Below are 18604 nucleotides of genomic sequence, written 5' to 3'. Positions count from 1 at the left end.
TTATATTTTAGTTTTAGAGCGAGACAAAATGGCCAAGGGCAAGGAAGCGCCGACGACGCATACTGGAAGGGGTCTGCTAGGAGGGGCTGACGCCGCCATTGGCCATTTTGGCCGTCATCAACTAAAAAGATAATGTGGTCAAGACACTAAGCCCACCGCTGCTGCGAAGCATCTACCCACAGCGTGATCCGGCCGGCAGCCACGGTTGCGGCAACATCAATCAGCCGTTGATTCCGCGAGCCCCGAAAGGCCAAACTCAGATCACGTTCCTTGGCCCGATATAAGCCGTCTATTAAAATATCAGTCTGGCTGAGCAATTTCCCAACTCCCTTATTGGTTATGGCCATAGGCGCCAGTTGCTCAAAAGTAAAGCCGCTGTAACAAACAATATCAAGTCCGAGCGTTTTTAAACGCCGAGCCAGATAACCTAAAGGCTCGGCCTGAAGAAAAGGCTCACCCCCGGAAAAAGTAACGCCCCGTAATATTTTATTACCGGCAAACCGTTTTTGTATATAGTCAAAAAGATCTTCCACCCTAAGGGTATAACCACTGTTGACATCATGTGTGTCCGGATTATGGCACCCCTGGCAATGGTGAGGGCACCCCTGGGCAAAAACAACCAGCCTTAAACCTGGTCCGTCCACAATGCTTTCTTCCGTTATTCCAGCTAGCCTGATCTCCATAATAATTCCCTGCCCTAAATATGTCTTACGCGTTGATTTAGCTCATTCAGCTTGGCATCATTAAACCGGTCGACAGTACTCAGATAACCGGTAATACGCCGCACACGGCGTACGCTGGTAGTCCCGCACGACGGGCATTCGTCAGTGTCGATTACCCCCAGATGGCCGCAGCCTTCACAAAAATCAACAGGATAGTTAAAACCGGCATACCCCAGGTCGCATTTCCGCATATAACGGATAATCTCTTCCAGAGCCCCCAGGTTATTAACAGGGGGGGCGGAAAACTCAACATAACTAATATGTCCGGCATTGGCATACTTATGATACACACCTTCAATGCGGATTTTATCATAGACGCTTACCGGATAATTAACCGGAATATGAAATGAATTGGTATAGTAATCTTTATCAGTAACGCCGGGAATAATTCCATACTCACGGCGATCCATCTTCACAAACCGTCCTGACAGGCCTTCGGCCGGGGTAGCGAGCAGTGTATAGTTCAGATCATAATGTTCCGCTGCCCGGTCAAGCTTGTCCCGCATAAAAGCAATAATCTCTTCCCCCATAATCTGCGCCTCTTCGTTTTCGCCGTGATGATAACCGGTTAATGCGGTCAGTGTCTCGGCTAAACCAATAAAGCCAACGGAAAGTGTGCCGTGTTTAATAACATCCCCGATATAATCATTCGGTTGCAGGTGGTCTGAATCCAGGTAGAGGCCCTGGCCCATTAAGAAAGGCATGTCGCGAACTCTAAGTTTGGCCTGAACCTGGTAGCGATGATAAAGCTGTTCGCAGGTTAAATCAATAAATTGTGCCAGGCTCTGATAAAACTTCATAAAGTTGCGTTCCGCCTTAATTGCCAGCCGCGGGAGATTTATCGTGGTAAAGCTCAGGTTCCCCCGCCCGTCGGTGACTTCCGGGCCGCAGCGGTTAGCCATCACCCGGGTGCGGCACCCCATGTACCCTACCTGATCCCCGTATTCCTTGTTAAAAGAAGAATCCATAAAGCTAAAAGTGGGATTAAGGCGTTGCGCCGCCACGCGGATGGCCAGTTTGAACAAATCATAATTCGGATCACCGGGATTAAAATTGACGCCTTCCTGCAGGCGAAAAATTATATTAGGGAAAATCGGGTTTTCGCCCCGCCCTAACCCTTTTTCGTAAGCCAATAACACGTTTTTGATTACAGTCCTGCCGGCCGGGGACGTGTCTGTACCGATATTAAGGCTGGAAAACGGCACCTGAGCGCCGGCGCGGGAGTGCATACTGTTTAAATTATAAATCAACGCTTCCATCGCCTGATATACTTCTTCATTACTGGCATTTTCCATGAATTTTGCCATATCCCGGTCAAAAAAAGCAAATGACTGGCCACCGTGCATATCATTTTGCGAGCTCTGTAAAATAATAGCAGCAAGAGCAGTCGCCGAAGCCGGCCGTTTGGGGGACCGGATGTAGCCGTGGCCGTTATTAAAACCGTTTTGCAATAGTTTTCCCAGCGGGATTTGGACACAAGTCAGGGTCTTGCCGTAAAAATCCAGGTCATGGATATGATAGTCCCCTTTTACATGAGCCTGGGCAAACTTATCGGGGATCAGACGGTTCAAGTAAAAGGATTTGCTGGCAGCACTGGCGATTTGCAGCATTTTGGCCGAAGGCGAATTGGAAACATTTGCATTTTCCCGGCTGGTTTCAACCAATATTTCGCCAACCGCATCCATAAGATCGGATTTAGCCTCCCGCATGCGGGTACGCTTGTCCCGGTGCAAAATATAAGCCTTGGCTGTCTTGGCATGCCCTGTTTCGATGAGAGTTTTTTCAACCGCATCCTGGACATCTTCCACACTAAACAGACCGCCATTATATTTTTGTTTTAAAAACTTTAATACTTCCAGCGTAAGCTCCAGTGCCAGCTGCCGGTCCGCCCCGCCGACTGCTTTGGCCGCTTTATATATCGCCTCGGTTATTTTGCTTTCATCAAAGGCCAATTCCCGGCCATCACGTTTTTTTATCCTCGCAAACATCAAAATTTCCCCCATCTATTTCAGCTTACTCTTTATGCTGAGCCTTCATCAGGCTCTCAAGTTCCTGCATAAAGTTATTTATATCGGCAAACTGTCGGTAAACGGAAGCAAACCGTACATATGCCACCTGGTCAATTTCTTTTAAATGCCGCATCACAGCTTCACCAATCTGCCGGGTTGAGACCTCCCGCTCCGTGTTATCCCGGATTTCTTTTTCAATCTTGCTCACGGCAATTTCAATAATCTCAGCAGGCACTGGCCGCTTCTCACAGGCCCGTACTATCCCGCCAAGCAGCTTGCTTTTGTCAAACATTTCACGGCGTCCATCTTTTTTAATAACCATTAACGGTATCGCTTCCACTACCTCGTAGGTAGTAAAGCGGCGGGCGCAGGCTAAGCATTCCCGGCGACGCCTAATGGAATTTCCTTCGTCGGCTGATCTGGAATCAATCACTTTACTGTCAGCAACTCCGCAAAATGGACAGCGCAAATTATCCACTCCCTTGATTACTCTGCCAAGTATGTTATAATATTTATAGCTCAGCAGGAATCTATACTACATCTTGTATCCAGATAATTAATATACGCCATATATTGTGCTTTTCCTGCTTACAGGAAAATTAAATTTAGAAAAACCTGGCATGGCCCAAGACGTCAGCAGCCGCAGATTTTTCTTATCCCCTTATAATAAATAATTGATTTTACACACATTTAGCCCTTGTCCTTCATATAATTATTGTAGAATCAGAATGCTACATAGTAATCGGTAACAGTCTGGGCAGAGGAGGGGGATACATGTTAAAAACCAGCGATTTAAAATTAAAAGAAGTAATCAATGTAGTGGATGGCAAACGTATGGGAAATATCACAGATATCGAAATTGACGTCGAAAGTGGCCGGCTTACCGCAATCGTCGTTCCGGGCATCGGAAAATTTTTAGGGCTCTTTGGCCGCAATGAAGATGTAGTTATTCCCTGGGATAAAATTAATAAAATCGGCATGGATGTAATTTTAGTGGAAGCCGGCAGTTTTGGCGAGATTAAGCGGGATAGCCTGTAACTAAAATGTAAAATTAGCCCGCGAAGGTGATCCCCCGGGATCATCTTTTTATTTATCCCGGCAGAATCAGTCCGTGCTGCTCACAAACAAGTCGGCACACCATTTATTGCTGTGCCGACCGTATAAGCAGATTATTACTTTATAAAACCTTAAGGGCATAATTTCTTAGATATTAAATATGGCGTCTATATCATCACCTCATAACCCTGTCAATAAATACCATATTCTGCAAATAAATCAAAACCCCTTTCGCTCTCAGTGATTTTTTTCAATTTTTACCATTTGTTAGAAAATTTTTGCTTTTCAAATTTGTATGGCAAGACCCCGGCTATTTTGCCGGGGCTGGAATAAAAAAAGAGTTATCCCCCTATCTTTATTGAGACAACTCCTGTTCTTCCCTATTGTAATTGCTGGCAACATATAATTATTGCCTGAACCATTCGGCTATTTTCCAGCGAATTTGCGGCGCCGGACTGCCTTGCTGCCCGGCAGCCTTCAGCTCGCTTACCGGCGCCAGGGCCGTGTTGGCACCATCAATAAAACAAAGGGGCGGAAATAATACGCACCACCAGTTTTGGCCTGCAGCCTGTCCGATCAGGATACGGACAGCCTGATACTCCCCGGCCGGCAGCACTAAACTGCCGTAGGTGCGGTCAGGGAACGGAAAGGTTCCCATTTGCACGGCAACCGGATAATTGACACCGTTTTCCCCTAATACCGCCTTAGCGATCATAACTATATTGTCCTGATGGCTGGCGATAATGGTGTTGGCCTCCCCGGCATTGCTTAGGTCTTGGACATAGGGGGTTAAATAGGCGATAACCGCATCGCGCACTTTTAATTTCAGCTGTTGATCCTCAATACTGTCACTGTTCGCCAGGATATGCAGTCTAACATAATCCCCGCGCTTGGACATTACAGCCGTACCACTTTCCTCCTGCTGCAGCAGTAAACCCCAGCCGCCGCCAACAAAACAGAATATCAATAACAGCACCATAAATTTAACAGGTAAATTTTTCCTCAAGACTAACATCCTCCCAGGTATTGCCGGTGAATACTTATATATATTTGCGCATATGCCCTAAAGCGGCTTTCTCCAGCCGCGACACCTGCGCCTGAGATATACCGATCTCTTCGGCAACCTCCATCTGCGTTTTTCCTTCAAAAAATCTTAGGGTAAGAATATGCTTCTCCCGCTCGCTCAGCTTGCGCAGGGCTTCTTTAATCGCCACGCCCTCAAGCCAGCTTAAGTCCAGATGTTTATCATCACTAATCTGATCCATAACAAAGATGGGATCACCGCCATCATGATAAATCGGCTCAAAGAGCGAGATGGGTTCCTGAATCGCATCCAGGGCAAAGATGATTTCTTCCCGTGGGACTTTGAGTTCATCGGCAATCTCATTGATTGATGGTTCCCGCGAAAACCGGCTTACTAATGAATCGCGGACCTGTAAGGCCTTATAGGCAATATCCCGCATGGACCGGCTTACCCTGATGGGGTTGTTATCTCGCAGATAACGCCGGATTTCACCGATAATCATGGGAACTGCATAAGTAGAGAACTTAACATTCTGGGACAAATCAAAGTTGTCAATTGCTTTCATAAGGCCGATACAGCCAACCTGAAATAAATCGTCCACATATTCGCCCCGGTTGTTAAACCGCTGAATAACACTAAGAACCAAGCGCAGATTACTATAAATCAACTGTTCCCGTGCCGCTCTTTCACCGGCTTGCATAACCTCAAACAGCTCACGCATTTTAGTGGCAGAAAGCACCGGGAGCTTGGCTGTATTTACACCACATATCTCTACCTTATTGATTATCATGTTATTCCTCCCCAGTTTTTCCAGGCTACTAAAACTACTTAACCCTACACAAGCATTATTGCCATGGCTTGGCGGTTTTATACTCCGTGTGATGCCATGAATGCCTGTCGTGCCCAAAAATAGGCAAAAAAAAACAACCGCAGGACTTATTCCATACGGCTGATTTCTTTGCGCAGGCGCTTGATTATTCTCTTTTCCAGACGGGAGATGTACGACTGGGATATTCCCAGCAGATCAGCAACCTCTTTTTGTGTGCGTTCATTGCCGTCATCATTAAGGCCAAACCTAAGCTCCATAATCCGCCGTTCCCGTCCGGACAACTTACTCATAGCAGTATATAATAATGTTTTATCAACCTCTTCTTCCACCGACTTATAAATAATATCATTCTCGGTGCCTAATACATCGGAGAGCAACAGTTCATTGCCATCCCAATCAATATTGAGCGGCTCATCAAAGGATACTTCAGCCCTGGTCTTGCTGTTGCGGCGCAGATACATTAAAATTTCATTCTCAATACACCGTGAGGCATAGGTGGCAAGTTTAATCTTTTTTATAGGATCAAAGGTATTTACCGCTTTAATCAGTCCGATTGTGCCAATACTGACTAAATCCTCAACACTTACCCCCGTATTCTCAAACTTGCGTGCTATATAGACAACAAGGCGGAGGTTGCGCTCAATAAACACGCTTTTGACAGACTTATCGCCTTTTTGCAGGCGGCTGAGCAAAAATACCTCCTCATCACCGGATAAGGGCGGCGGTAAAATCTCTGCACTGCCTACATAAAATACCTCATCCGGCTTAAGCCAGCCTATACGTTGAAGAAATGAAATCACCTTAAGTTTAAAGTATAATCTGACTATTGGCCAGGTAATGCGCATATCCCTGCCTCCTTTGTTGTATTTACCCCGGTTATTAGCGCAGGGTGCAAAAGCGCCTGACAGTCGCTGCCGGCGGCAAAGACACCGCTATAAATACCGATAAGCACGTTAGCGGTCTGCGCCGGTCCACATTCGGTCATTACTGTGATGCGATCCGGTCTGAAGCCCAGTAAAACACTGCGGCTGCCGACTGACTGGTAGGGGATAACCTCCACCCTTGACAGCCAGGCTGTATCCGGGCATTGATCCAGGTTAGCCAGCCACAGCTCCGGACTATTCTTGTTCAAATATTCCACTGCCTGTAAGCTCAACAGGGAAAGTGACGCCTGCCGGTTCAAGAGAACAACCGGTTTTCGCCCCAGCAGTGAAAAAAGCCCATTGCCTGTATCCAGCATACCGGTTATTTCAGCAGAACGCCCGCCATACTCGATTTTGGCCTGATAAAAAGTCTGCCGGCGATAGATGCGGCCAAGCATCTGTTTAACGACAAGCCCAATAAGGATGGCAGCAATAACTGCGCCTGTTAACAAATGACTCCAGGACAGCGTACTCATCAGACTGGCCCCTGGCGGCACTCCGGTCTGGGCAAAATACAGCCAGCCTAATACCGCTCCGCCTAAAATAAAAGAGATAATAAAAAAAATGCCGACAAGTGTTAGTGTTAGCTTTAAGGATTTGCGGCCAAAAGCCAGCAGGATAATGATTACTGAGGCCAATAACTTTCCCGGGACTGTGTACAGTATGAACAGCTCCGGAAAAATCCCGCCCAGAGAATAGATTCCGCCCAGGAAAGCGGCCGGCAATACTCGTTTCCACCGGAACGAAATGCCTGCAGCATAAGCTGTTAACACCAGAATCACACTATTCATCATAAAATTAATCAATAGTACCATATCAGCATAGATGTACACTGGTCTTCCCTTCCTGGCATGGAATTTTATACCATAATCAGAACCGCTACATAGCAATATATGCCACTGCTAAAATCACTATGCCAATTATACCAAGGTTTATTTTAAAATAATGTAATTTTTTGCCAGAGAATAAGGCTAAAAACAGACAGAAACCCCGGCTCAGTACTGAGCCGGGGTTTCTTTATAAGAGCCGGTTATCTTAGCCGAGGCGTTAAGACTCCCGCCGCTCTAGGCGGCGAGGGTTCAGGTGGAGTTGGCTCTCCACCTGAACCCTCGCAGTTTCAGCTTTGCTGAAACGAGTTCACTAACGGCGCATCCAAGCCGGAATATCTAAGTCACGACCTTTAAAAGGTTCAATGACCGGGCTTTCACGCCGGCCCTCATTTGCTTTGATCGAAGGCTTGGGATCAAACCCAGTGGCAATAACAGTTACCCGTACCTGATCCTCAAAACGTTCATCAATAGTTGCCCCGAAAATAATGGTTGCTTCCGGGTCAGCAGCCTTAGCGATAATATCGGCTGCTTCATTCACTTCAAATAAAGTTGTATTGGGACCGCCGGTAAAGTTCAATAATACCCCCTTGGCACCATCGATTGACATCTCCAGCAGCGGGCTTCTGATAGCAGCTTCCACTGCCGCCACCGAGCGATTATCGCCAGTGCCAAAACCGATGCCCATCAGGGCTGAACCGGCATCGCTCATAATGGTCTTTACGTCGGCAAAGTCAAGGTTTATCAGAGCCGGCACGGCAATAAGGTCAGATATCCCCTGCACACCCTGACGCAATACATCGTCAACTATTTTAAATGCATCCAGTATCGAAGTCCGCTTATCAACTACCTGCAGCAAACGGTCATTGGGAATAGTTATCAGCGTATCTACCTTTTCCTTAAGCTTGGCCGTCCCGCGTTCTGCCTGCAACTGACGCTTACGCCCCTCAAAAGTAAAGGGCTTGGTGACAACGCCAACAGTGAGGGCGCCCACCTCCCGGGCACATTCAGCCACCACCGGCGCCGCGCCCGTACCGGTACCGCCGCCCATACCGGCTGTAATAAATACCATGTCCGCGCCCTTAAGCACTTTTATGATATCCTCCCGGCTCTCTTGCGCCGCTTTCTCGCCAATTTCCGGATTAGCGCCTGCGCCCAGACCTTTGGTCAGCTTTTCCCCGATTTGAATGCGGTAGGCAGCCTCAGAACCAATCAAGGCCTGGGCATCGGTATTAATTGTAATAAATTCAACGCCCTGCAGGCCGGCGCCAATCATGCGGTTTACGGCATTATTGCCCCCACCGCCTACGCCGATTACTTTTATCGAAGCAAATTGATCTAAATCCATATCAAATTCCAGCATTAGTAAGTTTTCCTCCCTTAATATCGATCAAATTTCAATAATTTTTTCGCTTTATGAACCAGTGTATCCCAGGCACTGCGCCCGCCAACCGGCTCAGCTTCCATATTTTTGGCACCGTGTTTTAAAATTCCATAACCTACGGTATTAGCAGGATGTGCATATTCAGCCGCAAGGGCGGCCGGTGTTACCGCAGTGGCCTGTATTTGAAAAACCCTGGCTGTACAAGCCACCATGCTAGGCATTGCTCCACAGCCGCCAGTCAGATAAATAGCCGCAAAAGTTTGTCCCGGCTTTGTTAGATATTCAGCCTGCAGTGGTTGAAGATAACCATGCACCAAAGCAACAATTTCTTCCACCCTGCTTTCAATAATATCATATAAAAAATCAAAGGGGATATGTTTGTCCACTGTCCCATAATCATTGCAATCCAGCACTACCCCCTGATTGCGTAAATCAGGAGAAAGCCGTGAATAATAGCGTTTAATCTCCTCGGCATGGGCCCGGTTAACGCTAAGACCCTGCATTAAATCACTGGTTATGTAGTCTCCGCCCAGGGGTAATGCTGCGGAGGAACGCAGGCGCCCTTCCACATACAGAGAAATATCGGCAACACCTGCACCAATATCAATAAATATAAAGTTAGCAGGTTGATCAGGTAATTCGTTATTCATGCCCTCGGCCGCCATAATGCCGCTGGCAACGATTCCATTCAGGTGAATACCGCTCCCGCTCAAAACACTGCTAAGCTCGGCCAGTGTATCTTTGGGAGCCGATATAATATGAGTCTCCACTTCAAGCGCTGCGCCAGTCTGGGTAACAGCTTCCCTGGCAGGAAAAACATGCAGCACCTCATATTCATGATCAGCAACTGAAAACACAGCTGCCTTGCAGGCCCGCTCCACATCAGCGCCGGTAACAGCTCCGGCTGCGGCGGCTGCCACAGTACCGATACTATTTTGCGCAACAAGCACCGAGCCGCTAAGACCTAAATAAACAGAACCGGCCGCCTTGCTGTCAGTTGCCATAACAACACACTCTACCGCTTGTCTGATAGAATGGGCCAAAGCACCGATGTCAGTGATCACACCTTTGGCAAACCCTGCAGTTGGAGCAGCGCCGCTGCCAAAAATTTGTATTCGGCCATTTGCTTCCTGCCTTCCGGCCAGAACTTTGACCATACCTGTGCCAACATCAATAGCTAATATATTTTTTTTATCCATAACTCCCTCGCAGCACAGTATTATGTTTCTTCCCAATAGTTTCAACATAAGTAGCATTTTCCCTTTTTTTCGGGGGGGAAAATTCGTTGTTTTTTTTTGGGGAAACTCATCATAAGAAAAGCTTCAAAGCCCTAACATATTCAGACAGGCTTTGAAGCTTTTCGACTATTTTTTCAAGAAATATCGACGAATAATTGCTAAATTCTGGAATATCCTTAAGCCAAATGCTAACAGTGAAACATAATATAAGTCAATACCCAGCCGGTCGCCTATATAAACTAAGCCGGCAGCTAGTAATGCGTTTGTAAAAAAACCGGTTATAAACACGGTGTTATCGAATTTTTCCTCAATGCCGGCTCGCAAACCGCCGAAAACAGAATCTAATGATGCCAGCAGGGCAACCGACATAAATTTTGCATATTCCAGTGGCACAGTAATGGGAAAAAATATACCTATAACTATACCTATAATCAAACCGGTAATAGGTAAAACCATATTAGTTACCACCCTCCTTCAGCGGCTTAGCAAATTCAAACCGGAAAGCACCCTTGTAAGCCGGGACTTTTACATCATCCTGTTTTTTTATAGTTACCTGGATACCCCAAAACTGCAGGGTCTCAATGACACCTCCGCGCATTTTAAGCGCGTTTTCCAGTGTTGTCGGCTCGCCGATAACCCTGACCTCATACGGCGGTGAATAGCGTGAATTGTTAACCGACAGGGTCGGGCCGGCACAGCGGACCTCAGAGCTGGCTATAAGCCGCTGCTCATTAATAGAAATTGCCTCTGCCCCTGCAGCCCACAATTCATTAATTACCTTAAGTATATCGTCATCATGAATCAGGTATAGATTGGGATTTTCACCAGGTTTGGAAGGACGCTTGCTGTCATCAATAGTTACAATAATACCAGGCCCTTCAACAGCTATTACGCCGGCTCCCATCCTAACCCTCTCCAATTCCTTGGACGCGGCCTCAGCCCCGGAAGTGCGCTTAAGCTCCTGCACCTGATTGATTAACGCGTCCCGTTCTTTTTCGGTCTGGCTTAGGCGCTGGGATAAATCTTCCACCCGCTGATAAGGGATGCTTGATCTAATATCCTGGGTGGTACGGAATTGTACCGCCAGCATAATTCCCAGCACAACACAGACCAGGGCAATCGCAAACTGCCCTTGTTTGATCGGTACCAAAATATCGTCTCCTTTCGAAATTCCTCATCGGTCACGCAGCTTGATAATCGGCGATTTATAGTTAAGATCTATATATTCGACAGCCAGCTTTTTAGTCGCAATCTCCTGCAAAATCTCGCCTGTAAGCAGCGCTTTTTCCGGCAGGCGCTGATTGTCACCAACCCGTATGCCTATGGAATCGATTGTATAGGCAACGAGTTCATCCGGTGACTTAATATTTACCTCTGACAATTGATTCAGCGTTAATTCATCCAAAGCCGCAAGATAGGTCAGGACACAGAACAGTCCGGGATTGTTCACCTGGTCGCCCACATATACATTGCCTAAACGGACCCCGGTAATCACCGGGACTTTTATCTCTTTAAGGTTTTTAAAAGCAGCCATTACCATCCCTTGCCGGTCAATTTCAACAAAACCGTACTGGCTGGCCACAAAAGCCAGCGGCTGGCGCTCGGTTACCCTGATAGATATAGTAGCGGGAAAACGCCTGTCTACCTTAACTTCAGCTACCCGCAGGTCACTCATTAACCGTTCTTTAATATCTGCCGTTTTTAATCTGAAAATGTTCACTTGTTCAGGGACACCGGCCACCTGTAACACGTCTTCCACCGTAATGTATTTATTGCCTTCAACAACCACTGTCCCCACAATAAAATAGGGCGAATTAACGAATAAAAAAAATGCTATCAGCAATGCCAAAGCCGCAAGATAGGCTGCAAATGCCGAATCACGCCGCCGCCTTGCCGCCTTTAAGCGTTCCGCTGTCTGCATGCTATCACCCCTGTAGACATCTTCTGCAGTAATTATACACCGGATTGTCCGCTAGATAAAGCGAAACTTGCCTGGAACAATTGGAATGAAATTCCAGGCTTAGTTGAGCCTATCCAGGAGCTTAGCAGCACTTAGGCCGCCGCCGCAGCGAGAGGCCTTAGCGATGCTTAGCTATCGGATAAAGCGAAACTTGCCTGGAACGATTGGAATGAAATTCCAGGCTTAGTTGAGCCTATCCAGGAGCTTAGCAGCACTTAGGCCGCCGCCGCAGCGAGGGGCCTTAGTGATGCTTAGCTATCGGATAAAGCGAAACTTGCCTGGAACGATTGGAATGAAATTCCAGGCTTAGTTGAGCCTATCCAGGAGCTTAGCAGCACTTAGGCCGCCGCCGCAGCGAGAGGCCTTAGTGATGCTTAGCTATCGGATAAAGCGAAACTTGCCTGGAAGGATTGGAATGAAATTCCAGGCTTAGTTGAGCCTATCCAGGAGCTTAGCAGCACTTAGGCCGCCGCCGCAGCGAGAGGCCTTAGTGATGCTTAGCTATCGGATAAAGCGAAACTTGCCTGGAAGGATTGGAATGAAATTCCAGGCTTAGTTGGCTAAAAAAACGGGCAGTATCTGTCGACACTGCCCGCAAGGCCCTAATCAACGGTTGCCAAGAGGATCCGCTCACATAAATCAGCAAAAGAAATACCAATGGCCGCAGCCGCCTTAGGTACCAGACTGGTAGCTGTCATGCCCGGTATCGTATTAATTTCCAGTACGTAAGGATAATCAGACTGATCAAGCATAACGTCAACACGGCCAATCCCGCGGCAGTTTAACAGTTTATAGGCGGCAAGGGCTACCTCCTGCACACGGCGGGTGGTCTCCGCTGCCAGGCAGGCGGGAACAATATAGCGGGTAGCGCCTTTGGTATATTTTGACCTGTAATCATAGCGGCCTGATTCCGGCACAATTTCAATGACCGGGAGCGCCTCCGGCCGGTCGCTTCCCAGAATGGCGACAGTCAGTTCTTTGCCGTTGATGAATTCCTCGACCACAATATGGTCGCTATACCTAAAGGCTTCTGTTACCGCAGCCTCAATTCCGGCAGGATCTTCCACAATGGTAACCCCAATACTTGAACCCTGGGCAGCAGACTTAATGACCACCGGCAGGCCAAACTCACTTTCAATCTCATTCAGCAAAAGCCCGCCGGCTTCCGGCCTGCTGTACAGCCGCGAGCGGGGCGTTGGTATCCCTGCGGCCAGAAACAACCGTTTAGACACGGCTTTATCCATGGCCGCCGCGCTGGCCAACACCCCGGATCCTGTATAAGGTATCCCTAACATATCAAGTGTTCCTTGCAGGAGTCCGTCCTCCCCGTAAAGGCCATGGACAGCATTAAATACGACATCAATATTATTGGTTTTTAACTGTTCGACAAAATTGCGGGGGTTTAGGTCAAGCCCAATGGCATTATACCCTTTTTCCTGCAGTGCTCCTAAAATAGCGCTGCCGGTATTTAAAGATACTTCGCGCTCAGCCGACGGGCCGCCCATGACAACGGCAATTTTCTTATTTTTCAAGCTAATGTCCCCCTTCGGCTACCTGGACCCGTACAATCTGTGCTCCTAGAGCCTGCAATTTTTTCTCAATATTTTCATAACCCCGGTCAATATGATAAACCTGTTCAACCTCTGAGGTCCCCTTGGCGGCCAGGGCCGCCAGCACCAGGGCACTGCCGGCCCTTAAGTCAGGTGCCGCCACATTGGCTCCGGTCAGACTTGCAACACCGCGAATAATAGCAGTACGGCCTTCAACCTTTATTTTAGCTCCCATCCGGGTAAGTTCATCTACATGTTTAAAGCGGTTCTCAAAAATAGTTTCCGTAATAATGCTGGTGCCTTTGGCAATCGTAACCAATGACAGCATCGGTGCCTGCAGGTCGGTGGGAAAGCCAGGGTAAGGCAGGGTTTTAATATCAACCCCTCTGAGTTCCCCGGCTTTGATCCGGACATAATCCCGGCCGGCTACGATCTGGGCGCCAATATCCTGCAATTTATCAGTAACCGAGAATAAATGCTCCGGAATAATATTTTCAACAACAACATCACCGCGCGTCATAGCGCTTGCCATTAAAAATGTGCCTGCTTCAATCCGGTCACACATTACCGTGTGCTCGGTCGGGGTAAGTTTGGCCACACCGTCTATTCTGATTGTATCTGTGCCCGCACCACTGATTCTTGCCCCCATTTTATTCAGGATTGTTTGCAAATCAGTGATTTCAGGTTCACGGGCCGCATTGCGGATAATCGTTGTCCCCTTGGCCAATGCGGCAGCCATCATGGCATTCTCAGTCGCCCCCACGCTGGGAAAGTCAAAATTAACTTCTCCGCCGGTTAATTCTTCAGCCTCAGCCTCAATAAATCCAAAACTTTCCTCAACTTTTGCGCCAATTTTTTCCAGTGCTTTGATATGTAGATTAATTGGTCTTGGTCCGATCGCGCAGCCACCGGGATAGGAGATTCTAACTTTGCGGAACCTCCCCAGCAGCGGCCCCATCAAGAACACGGACGCCCGCATCTCCCGCATTAAATGCTCGGGAATTTCAGCCTTACTGACATTAGTCGTATCAATCAGCATGGTATGGCCCTGCCTGATTATTTTTGCGCCGATGAGTGTTAAAATATCCTGCATGGCCTGAATATCGCGCAAATAGGGAACATCATGGATAATACTGACGCCGGAACACAGGAGCGTTGCCGCCATAATCGGCAAGGTAGCGTTTTTAGCCCCGCTCACCCGGACATTACCACATAGTTGTACTTCGCCTCTGACGATAAATTTCTCCATCGTCTTCCCTCCCAGACAAGTACAATCACCCTTTATTTTCTTATATCTAATCTCTAATAGTTTTCTGACTATTATTGCTGATGTGTAAGCTTTTCTACCAGTTCTTCCCCCGTCTGGTAGATATTGCCGGCACCCATGGTCATTACTAAATCGCCGGGCTCCACAATCTCAGCAAGATACCGGGCGATCTTATCCCGTTCCGGTATATAGGTAACTCGCTGATCGGTCTGCTGTTCCACCTCAGCCTTGAGTGTCTCCCCCGTTATCCCCGGAATAGGTTGTTCTCCGGCTGAATAAATATCAGTAAGAATCAATATATCAGCCGATGTAAAAGCACGGCCGAACTCCTTACTCAGAAACTGAGTACGGGTATACCGGTGCGGCTGAAAAATGCAGATTAGCCGCTTTGGCTCTGTTTGGCGCGCCCCCAGCAACGTTGTGGCAATTTCTGTAGGGTGATGAGCATAGTCATCTACTACCCAAACCCCGTTCACCCGCCCTTTGGATTGGAAGCGGCGCTTAGCCCCCTGAAACTGGCTCAGGCCTTCGGCAATTTGGGGAAAACTCAGCCCGGCTTCAACCCCCACAGCCACAGCAGCTAGAGCATTCGCCACATTATGCACGCCTGGAACACAAATTCTGGCCGTACCCAAAAATTCTTCCCGGGAATGGACGTCAAACATGGTCACCGGACCATCGGATTTAATATTACGCGCCGTATAATCAGCAGCCTGGTCGAGTGCGTAAGATACATAACGTGTTTCTAGCTTAGCCGCCATATTCCTGATATGGACATTGTCGAAACATAAAACGGCCAACCCGGTCTCTGGCTGAAGCTTATGTAAAAATTCATCAAAAGTGCGTAATATATTATCCATGGTTTTGTAGTAGTCCATGTGATCGTTCTCAATATTGGTCACAACAGCAATATGAGGGGCCAGTTTTAAAAAAGAACCGTCGCTTTCATCTGCCTCTGCCACTAAATAAGGACCATGGCCAAGCTTGGCGCTGCCGCCTATTGATTCCAATTCACCACCAATAATGATGGTCGGGTCCAGCCCCGACTTTTCAAGCATCAGGGCGATCATCGAGGTAGTTGTGGTCTTGCCATGAGCACCGGCTACAGCGATTCCCTGCCGTTTCCGCATCAGAAATGCCAGTACATCAGCCCGGTGATATACTGCAATTTTCTTATCCCGCGCAGCTTTAATCTCCGGGTTGGTTTCGGGGATGGCTGTGGAAACAACTACAGCCTGTGTATCGCCAATATTTTCATAACTGTGGCCAATATGCACCTTTGCCCCGGCCTGCTCAAGTCTGGAGGTAACAGTCGAATTCTGAGCATCAGAACCGGAGACTGCATACCCCATTTCCAGCAATACCTTGGCAATGGCACTCATACCGGAGCCACCGATACCGATAAAATGAATTTTTTTAACATCATCTAACAACAGTATTTCTCCCCTTTCTTGCGCACCCCGTCTCCGGCGCCCGCATCCGGCAGAAAGAGCTGCTCTGAAACTACCCGGCTGCCGCTCTGGCATACCACATAGTATGCGCTGCCCGCACCCGGTGTTACCTTTTATTATTTACTTTGCAGCTTTATTAGGCAAAGGGCCAGCCGGGCAATTGCTTCTGCCGCCTGAGGCCGGCCCGACTCTCTGCTTTTTTCAGCCATAGTTGCTAATATGGCCGGATTTGTGATTAGGCCTTCAATTGTAGCTATGAGCTTACTGCCTGTTAAGTCCTTATCAGCAATCACGGTTGCCGCACCGCGCCGCTCAAGCGACCTGGCATTGAATTCCTGATGATTTTCCGCGGCATAAGGATAGGGTATCAGGATCGCGGGAATGCCTCGGGCTGTCAATTCCGCCAAGCCGACAGCCCCGGCCCGGAAAACTCCCAGGTCAGCAGCCGCCAATGCCAGCGGCATATTATACAAATAAGGTTCAATGCTAATATTTCCAGCACTGGAAATGTCTATACCAGCTTGTTTGATATTGCTAACTATGCTATTATACTCGTTTTGTCCTGTTACATGCAATATTTGCAGTTGAGGACTGCCGTTAAAATGTTTGTACACCTCAAACATAGCGTTATTTATACTGCGCGCCCCCCGGCTGCCGCCAACAACCAGCAAGGTGAGCTTGCCAGGATCTAACCCCAAAGCCCTTTGGCCCTCGTCCCGGCTCGCCGACATAACCGCAGGCCGGATGGGGTTACCGGTAAATACAATCTGGTCAGGCTTGTACCTTGTAAAATATTGTTCGGCGTCCTTGTAGCCTATGGCTATTTTATCAACAAACCGGGCCAGTATCTTATTGGTAATGCCTGGTATAACATTTTGCTCCTGAATCATGGTCGGCACTTTAAGCAGGCTGGCGGCCAAAAGTACCGGACCGCACACATAGCCGCCGGTGCCGATAACAACATCAGGTTTAAAACGCTTAATAATTTTTACTGAATGCCAAACACTGCCGGCTGTAGCGAATAAAGTCCGGATATTCTGCCAGGAAAGGCGGCGCTCGAGCCCCCGTACTTCGATTGTGGCAAACGCAAAACCTTCTTTCGGCACAATGTCGGACTCCAAACCATGTTTAGTGCCTACAAACAGGATTTCACAATTGCCGCTCAACCGGGCAACCTCCCTTGCAATGGTAAGGGCGGGGTAAATGTGACCGCCTGTTCCCCCGCCAGATATAATCAGGCGCATATTGCTTGCCCCCTAATCATTTCAAATTAACATGTCGTGATATGTTGAGGAGAATGCCGACCCCTGCCAGGGTAAAAATTAATGCCGAGCCCCCAAAGCTAATAAAAGGCAACGGTATTCCTGTTACCGGCATAGATGCGGTAACCACCGCAATATTCATCAGGGCCTGCAAAACAATGATGCTTGTTATTCCCCCTGCTAACAAGCTCCCAAAAATATCCGGCGCGGAAATGGCTATCTTATAACCTCGCCAGGCCAGGAGAAAAAACAGAATAATTACAGTCGCGGTACCGATGAAACCCAGTTCTTCCCCCAAAATAGCAAAGATAAAATCGGTATGCGGTTCAGGCAAGTACAAAAACTTTTCCCGACTGCGCCCCAGGCCGACACCAAACAGACCGCCGGAGCCAATGGCATACAACGACTGAATAATGTGGTAGCCGCTGTTTAAGGGATCTGCCCAGGGATCACTAAAGGCCAGCAGGCGCTTAAGGCGGTACGGCTCCACCAGAATAGCGCCGATAATACCGGCAACCCCCAGTGCCCCCAGTGATCCTAAATGGGATAATTTAGCGCCGGCGGCAAACAGCAGGATAAACACGGTACCGCCGATAACAAGCGCGGTTCCCAGATCAGGCTCTTTTAAAATCAGCCCGAACACAACTAACAGCATCGCCAGCTGGGGGGCAACCCCCTTGGTAAAGCTGCTGATTTTATCTTGGGATTTTGCCAGGTTGTTAGCTGTAAACAGGACCATAGCCAGTTTGGCAATTTCTGATGGCTGCAGGTACAGGGAACCGAACCCCAGCCAGCGTCTTGCCCCGTTAACAACCTTGCCTAAACCGGGTATGAGGACAAGTACTAATAAAATAAGTGTAACGATCATCGCGGGCTTTGCCAGTGTACGCCATGCATGATAATCAACATTCATAGTGAACAGCATAGCCAGCATTCCCAGGGTAGCCCAAATCATCTGGCGTTTTAGAAAGTAATAGCTGTCATCATAGTTGACATAAGCGGAAACCGCACTGGAACTGTAAACCATTACTACCCCAAAACCCAACAAAGCAATGATGGCAAAAAAGATGACATAGTCGGGCGACTTAGGTCTGACCGCCAA

18 protein-coding genes are annotated in these 18604 nt (G+C 48.1%); 1 reads left to right on the top strand and 17 read right to left on the bottom strand.

Annotated elements, in window-relative coordinates:
* Nucleotides 1-146: 146 nt before the first annotated feature.
* Genes nrdG through nrdR form a run of 3 tightly spaced genes read right to left on the bottom strand, consistent with a single transcriptional unit; the run spans nucleotide 147 to nucleotide 3200 of the window.
* On the bottom strand, nucleotides 147-683 hold the full coding sequence (gene nrdG / locus ACZ481_RS10905; protein ID WP_464770168.1) for an anaerobic ribonucleoside-triphosphate reductase activating protein: 537 nt from the start codon (nucleotides 681-683) through the stop codon (nucleotides 147-149).
* Nucleotides 684-697: 14 nt separating this feature from the next.
* The gene (nrdD, locus tag ACZ481_RS10900) at nucleotides 698-2710 is read right to left on the bottom strand and encodes an anaerobic ribonucleoside-triphosphate reductase (protein ID WP_464770167.1); all 2013 of its coding nucleotides are present in this window, start codon (nucleotides 2708-2710) and stop codon (nucleotides 698-700) included.
* 25 nt (nucleotides 2711-2735) lie between these two features.
* A complete protein-coding gene (gene nrdR, locus ACZ481_RS10895) occupies nucleotides 2736-3200 on the bottom strand; it encodes a transcriptional regulator NrdR (RefSeq protein ID WP_464770166.1) in 465 nt (154 codons plus the stop codon).
* 305 nt (nucleotides 3201-3505) lie between these two features.
* On the opposite strand from nrdR, the gene ACZ481_RS10890 reads away from it, so the two are divergent.
* The gene (locus ACZ481_RS10890; protein ID WP_464770165.1) at nucleotides 3506-3769 is read left to right on the top strand and encodes a YlmC/YmxH family sporulation protein; all 264 of its coding nucleotides are present in this window, start codon (nucleotides 3506-3508) and stop codon (nucleotides 3767-3769) included.
* 424 nt (nucleotides 3770-4193) lie between these two features.
* Here the strand turns inward: ACZ481_RS10890 and spoIIR are convergent, their stop codons facing one another.
* The 14 genes from spoIIR to spoVE all read right to left on the bottom strand — a co-directional run bounded on the left by spoIIR (nucleotide 4194) and on the right by spoVE (nucleotide 18604).
* Nucleotides 4194-4793, bottom strand: a complete 600-nt coding sequence (gene spoIIR / locus ACZ481_RS10885) for a stage II sporulation protein R (RefSeq protein WP_464770164.1) — start codon at nucleotides 4791-4793, stop codon at nucleotides 4194-4196.
* Nucleotides 4794-4827: 34 nt separating this feature from the next.
* Complete coding sequence (gene sigG / locus ACZ481_RS10880; protein WP_144350013.1) at nucleotides 4828-5601, bottom strand: RNA polymerase sporulation sigma factor SigG; 774 nt, start codon at nucleotides 5599-5601, stop codon at nucleotides 4828-4830.
* A gap of 146 nt (nucleotides 5602-5747) precedes the next feature.
* Nucleotides 5748-6485, bottom strand: a complete 738-nt coding sequence (sigE, locus tag ACZ481_RS10875) for an RNA polymerase sporulation sigma factor SigE (RefSeq protein ID WP_464770163.1) — start codon at nucleotides 6483-6485, stop codon at nucleotides 5748-5750.
* Nucleotides 6464-7396 (bottom strand): sigma-E processing peptidase SpoIIGA, encoded by a 933-nt coding sequence (locus ACZ481_RS10870; RefSeq protein WP_464770162.1) that lies wholly within the window; start codon nucleotides 7394-7396, stop codon nucleotides 6464-6466. The genes sigE and ACZ481_RS10870 overlap by 22 nt, the downstream gene beginning before the upstream one ends.
* Before the next feature lie 307 nt (nucleotides 7397-7703).
* Nucleotides 7704-8753 (bottom strand): cell division protein FtsZ, encoded by a 1050-nt coding sequence (gene ftsZ, locus ACZ481_RS10865; RefSeq protein ID WP_464770161.1) that lies wholly within the window; start codon nucleotides 8751-8753, stop codon nucleotides 7704-7706.
* Between the two features lie 17 nt (nucleotides 8754-8770).
* Nucleotides 8771-9973, bottom strand: coding sequence for a cell division protein FtsA (gene ftsA / locus ACZ481_RS10860; protein ID WP_464770160.1), 1203 nt, complete (start codon nucleotides 9971-9973; stop codon nucleotides 8771-8773).
* Nucleotides 9974-10138: 165 nt separating this feature from the next.
* The gene (locus ACZ481_RS10855) at nucleotides 10139-10468 is read right to left on the bottom strand and encodes a small basic family protein (RefSeq protein ID WP_464770159.1); all 330 of its coding nucleotides are present in this window, start codon (nucleotides 10466-10468) and stop codon (nucleotides 10139-10141) included.
* 1 nt (nucleotide 10469) lies between these two features.
* Entirely contained in the window at nucleotides 10470-11162 is a 693-nt protein-coding gene (locus tag ACZ481_RS10850) for a DUF881 domain-containing protein (RefSeq protein ID WP_464770158.1), read from the bottom strand.
* Between the two features lie 24 nt (nucleotides 11163-11186).
* A complete protein-coding gene (locus tag ACZ481_RS10845) occupies nucleotides 11187-11933 on the bottom strand; it encodes a cell division protein FtsQ/DivIB (protein ID WP_464770157.1) in 747 nt (248 codons plus the stop codon).
* A 641-nt stretch (nucleotides 11934-12574) separates the two neighbouring features.
* A complete protein-coding gene (locus ACZ481_RS10840; RefSeq protein ID WP_464770156.1) occupies nucleotides 12575-13504 on the bottom strand; it encodes a D-alanine--D-alanine ligase family protein in 930 nt (309 codons plus the stop codon).
* Nucleotide 13505: 1 nt separating this feature from the next.
* Nucleotides 13506-14771, bottom strand: coding sequence for a UDP-N-acetylglucosamine 1-carboxyvinyltransferase (murA, locus tag ACZ481_RS10835; RefSeq protein ID WP_464770155.1), 1266 nt, complete (start codon nucleotides 14769-14771; stop codon nucleotides 13506-13508).
* Between the two features lie 71 nt (nucleotides 14772-14842).
* Nucleotides 14843-16222 (bottom strand): UDP-N-acetylmuramate--L-alanine ligase, encoded by a 1380-nt coding sequence (gene murC / locus ACZ481_RS10830; protein WP_464770154.1) that lies wholly within the window; start codon nucleotides 16220-16222, stop codon nucleotides 14843-14845.
* Nucleotides 16223-16356: 134 nt separating this feature from the next.
* Nucleotides 16357-17484, bottom strand: a complete 1128-nt coding sequence (murG, locus tag ACZ481_RS10825) for an undecaprenyldiphospho-muramoylpentapeptide beta-N-acetylglucosaminyltransferase (RefSeq protein ID WP_464770153.1) — start codon at nucleotides 17482-17484, stop codon at nucleotides 16357-16359.
* Nucleotides 17485-17500: 16 nt separating this feature from the next.
* Nucleotides 17501-18604 (bottom strand): stage V sporulation protein E, encoded by a 1104-nt coding sequence (spoVE, locus tag ACZ481_RS10820; protein ID WP_464770152.1) that lies wholly within the window; start codon nucleotides 18602-18604, stop codon nucleotides 17501-17503.

Source organism: Sporomusa intestinalis (assembly GCF_055383785.1).
The sequence above is the reverse complement of the archived record's forward strand: the minus strand, read 5'-3'. Positions and strand labels throughout refer to the sequence as shown.

Coding starts and splice junctions, on each gene's coding strand:
- sigE (WP_464770163.1), bottom strand. CDS start 6,485: ATGCGCATTACCTGGCCAATAGTCAGATTATACTTTAAACTTAAGGTG.
- sigG (WP_144350013.1), bottom strand. CDS start 5,601: ATGATAATCAATAAGGTAGAGATATGTGGTGTAAATACAGCCAAGCTC.
- murG (WP_464770153.1), bottom strand. CDS start 17,484: ATGCGCCTGATTATATCTGGCGGGGGAACAGGCGGTCACATTTACCCC.
- murA (WP_464770155.1), bottom strand. CDS start 14,771: ATGGAGAAATTTATCGTCAGAGGCGAAGTACAACTATGTGGTAATGTC.
- nrdD (WP_464770167.1), bottom strand. CDS start 2,710: ATGTTTGCGAGGATAAAAAAACGTGATGGCCGGGAATTGGCCTTTGAT.
- ACZ481_RS10845 (WP_464770157.1), bottom strand. CDS start 11,933: ATGCAGACAGCGGAACGCTTAAAGGCGGCAAGGCGGCGGCGTGATTCG.
- ACZ481_RS10855 (WP_464770159.1), bottom strand. CDS start 10,468: ATGGTTTTACCTATTACCGGTTTGATTATAGGTATAGTTATAGGTATA.
- ACZ481_RS10890 (WP_464770165.1), top strand. CDS start 3,506: ATGTTAAAAACCAGCGATTTAAAATTAAAAGAAGTAATCAATGTAGTG.
- ftsZ (WP_464770161.1), bottom strand. CDS start 8,753: ATGCTGGAATTTGATATGGATTTAGATCAATTTGCTTCGATAAAAGTA.
- ftsA (WP_464770160.1), bottom strand. CDS start 9,973: ATGGATAAAAAAAATATATTAGCTATTGATGTTGGCACAGGTATGGTC.
- nrdG (WP_464770168.1), bottom strand. CDS start 683: ATGGAGATCAGGCTAGCTGGAATAACGGAAGAAAGCATTGTGGACGGA.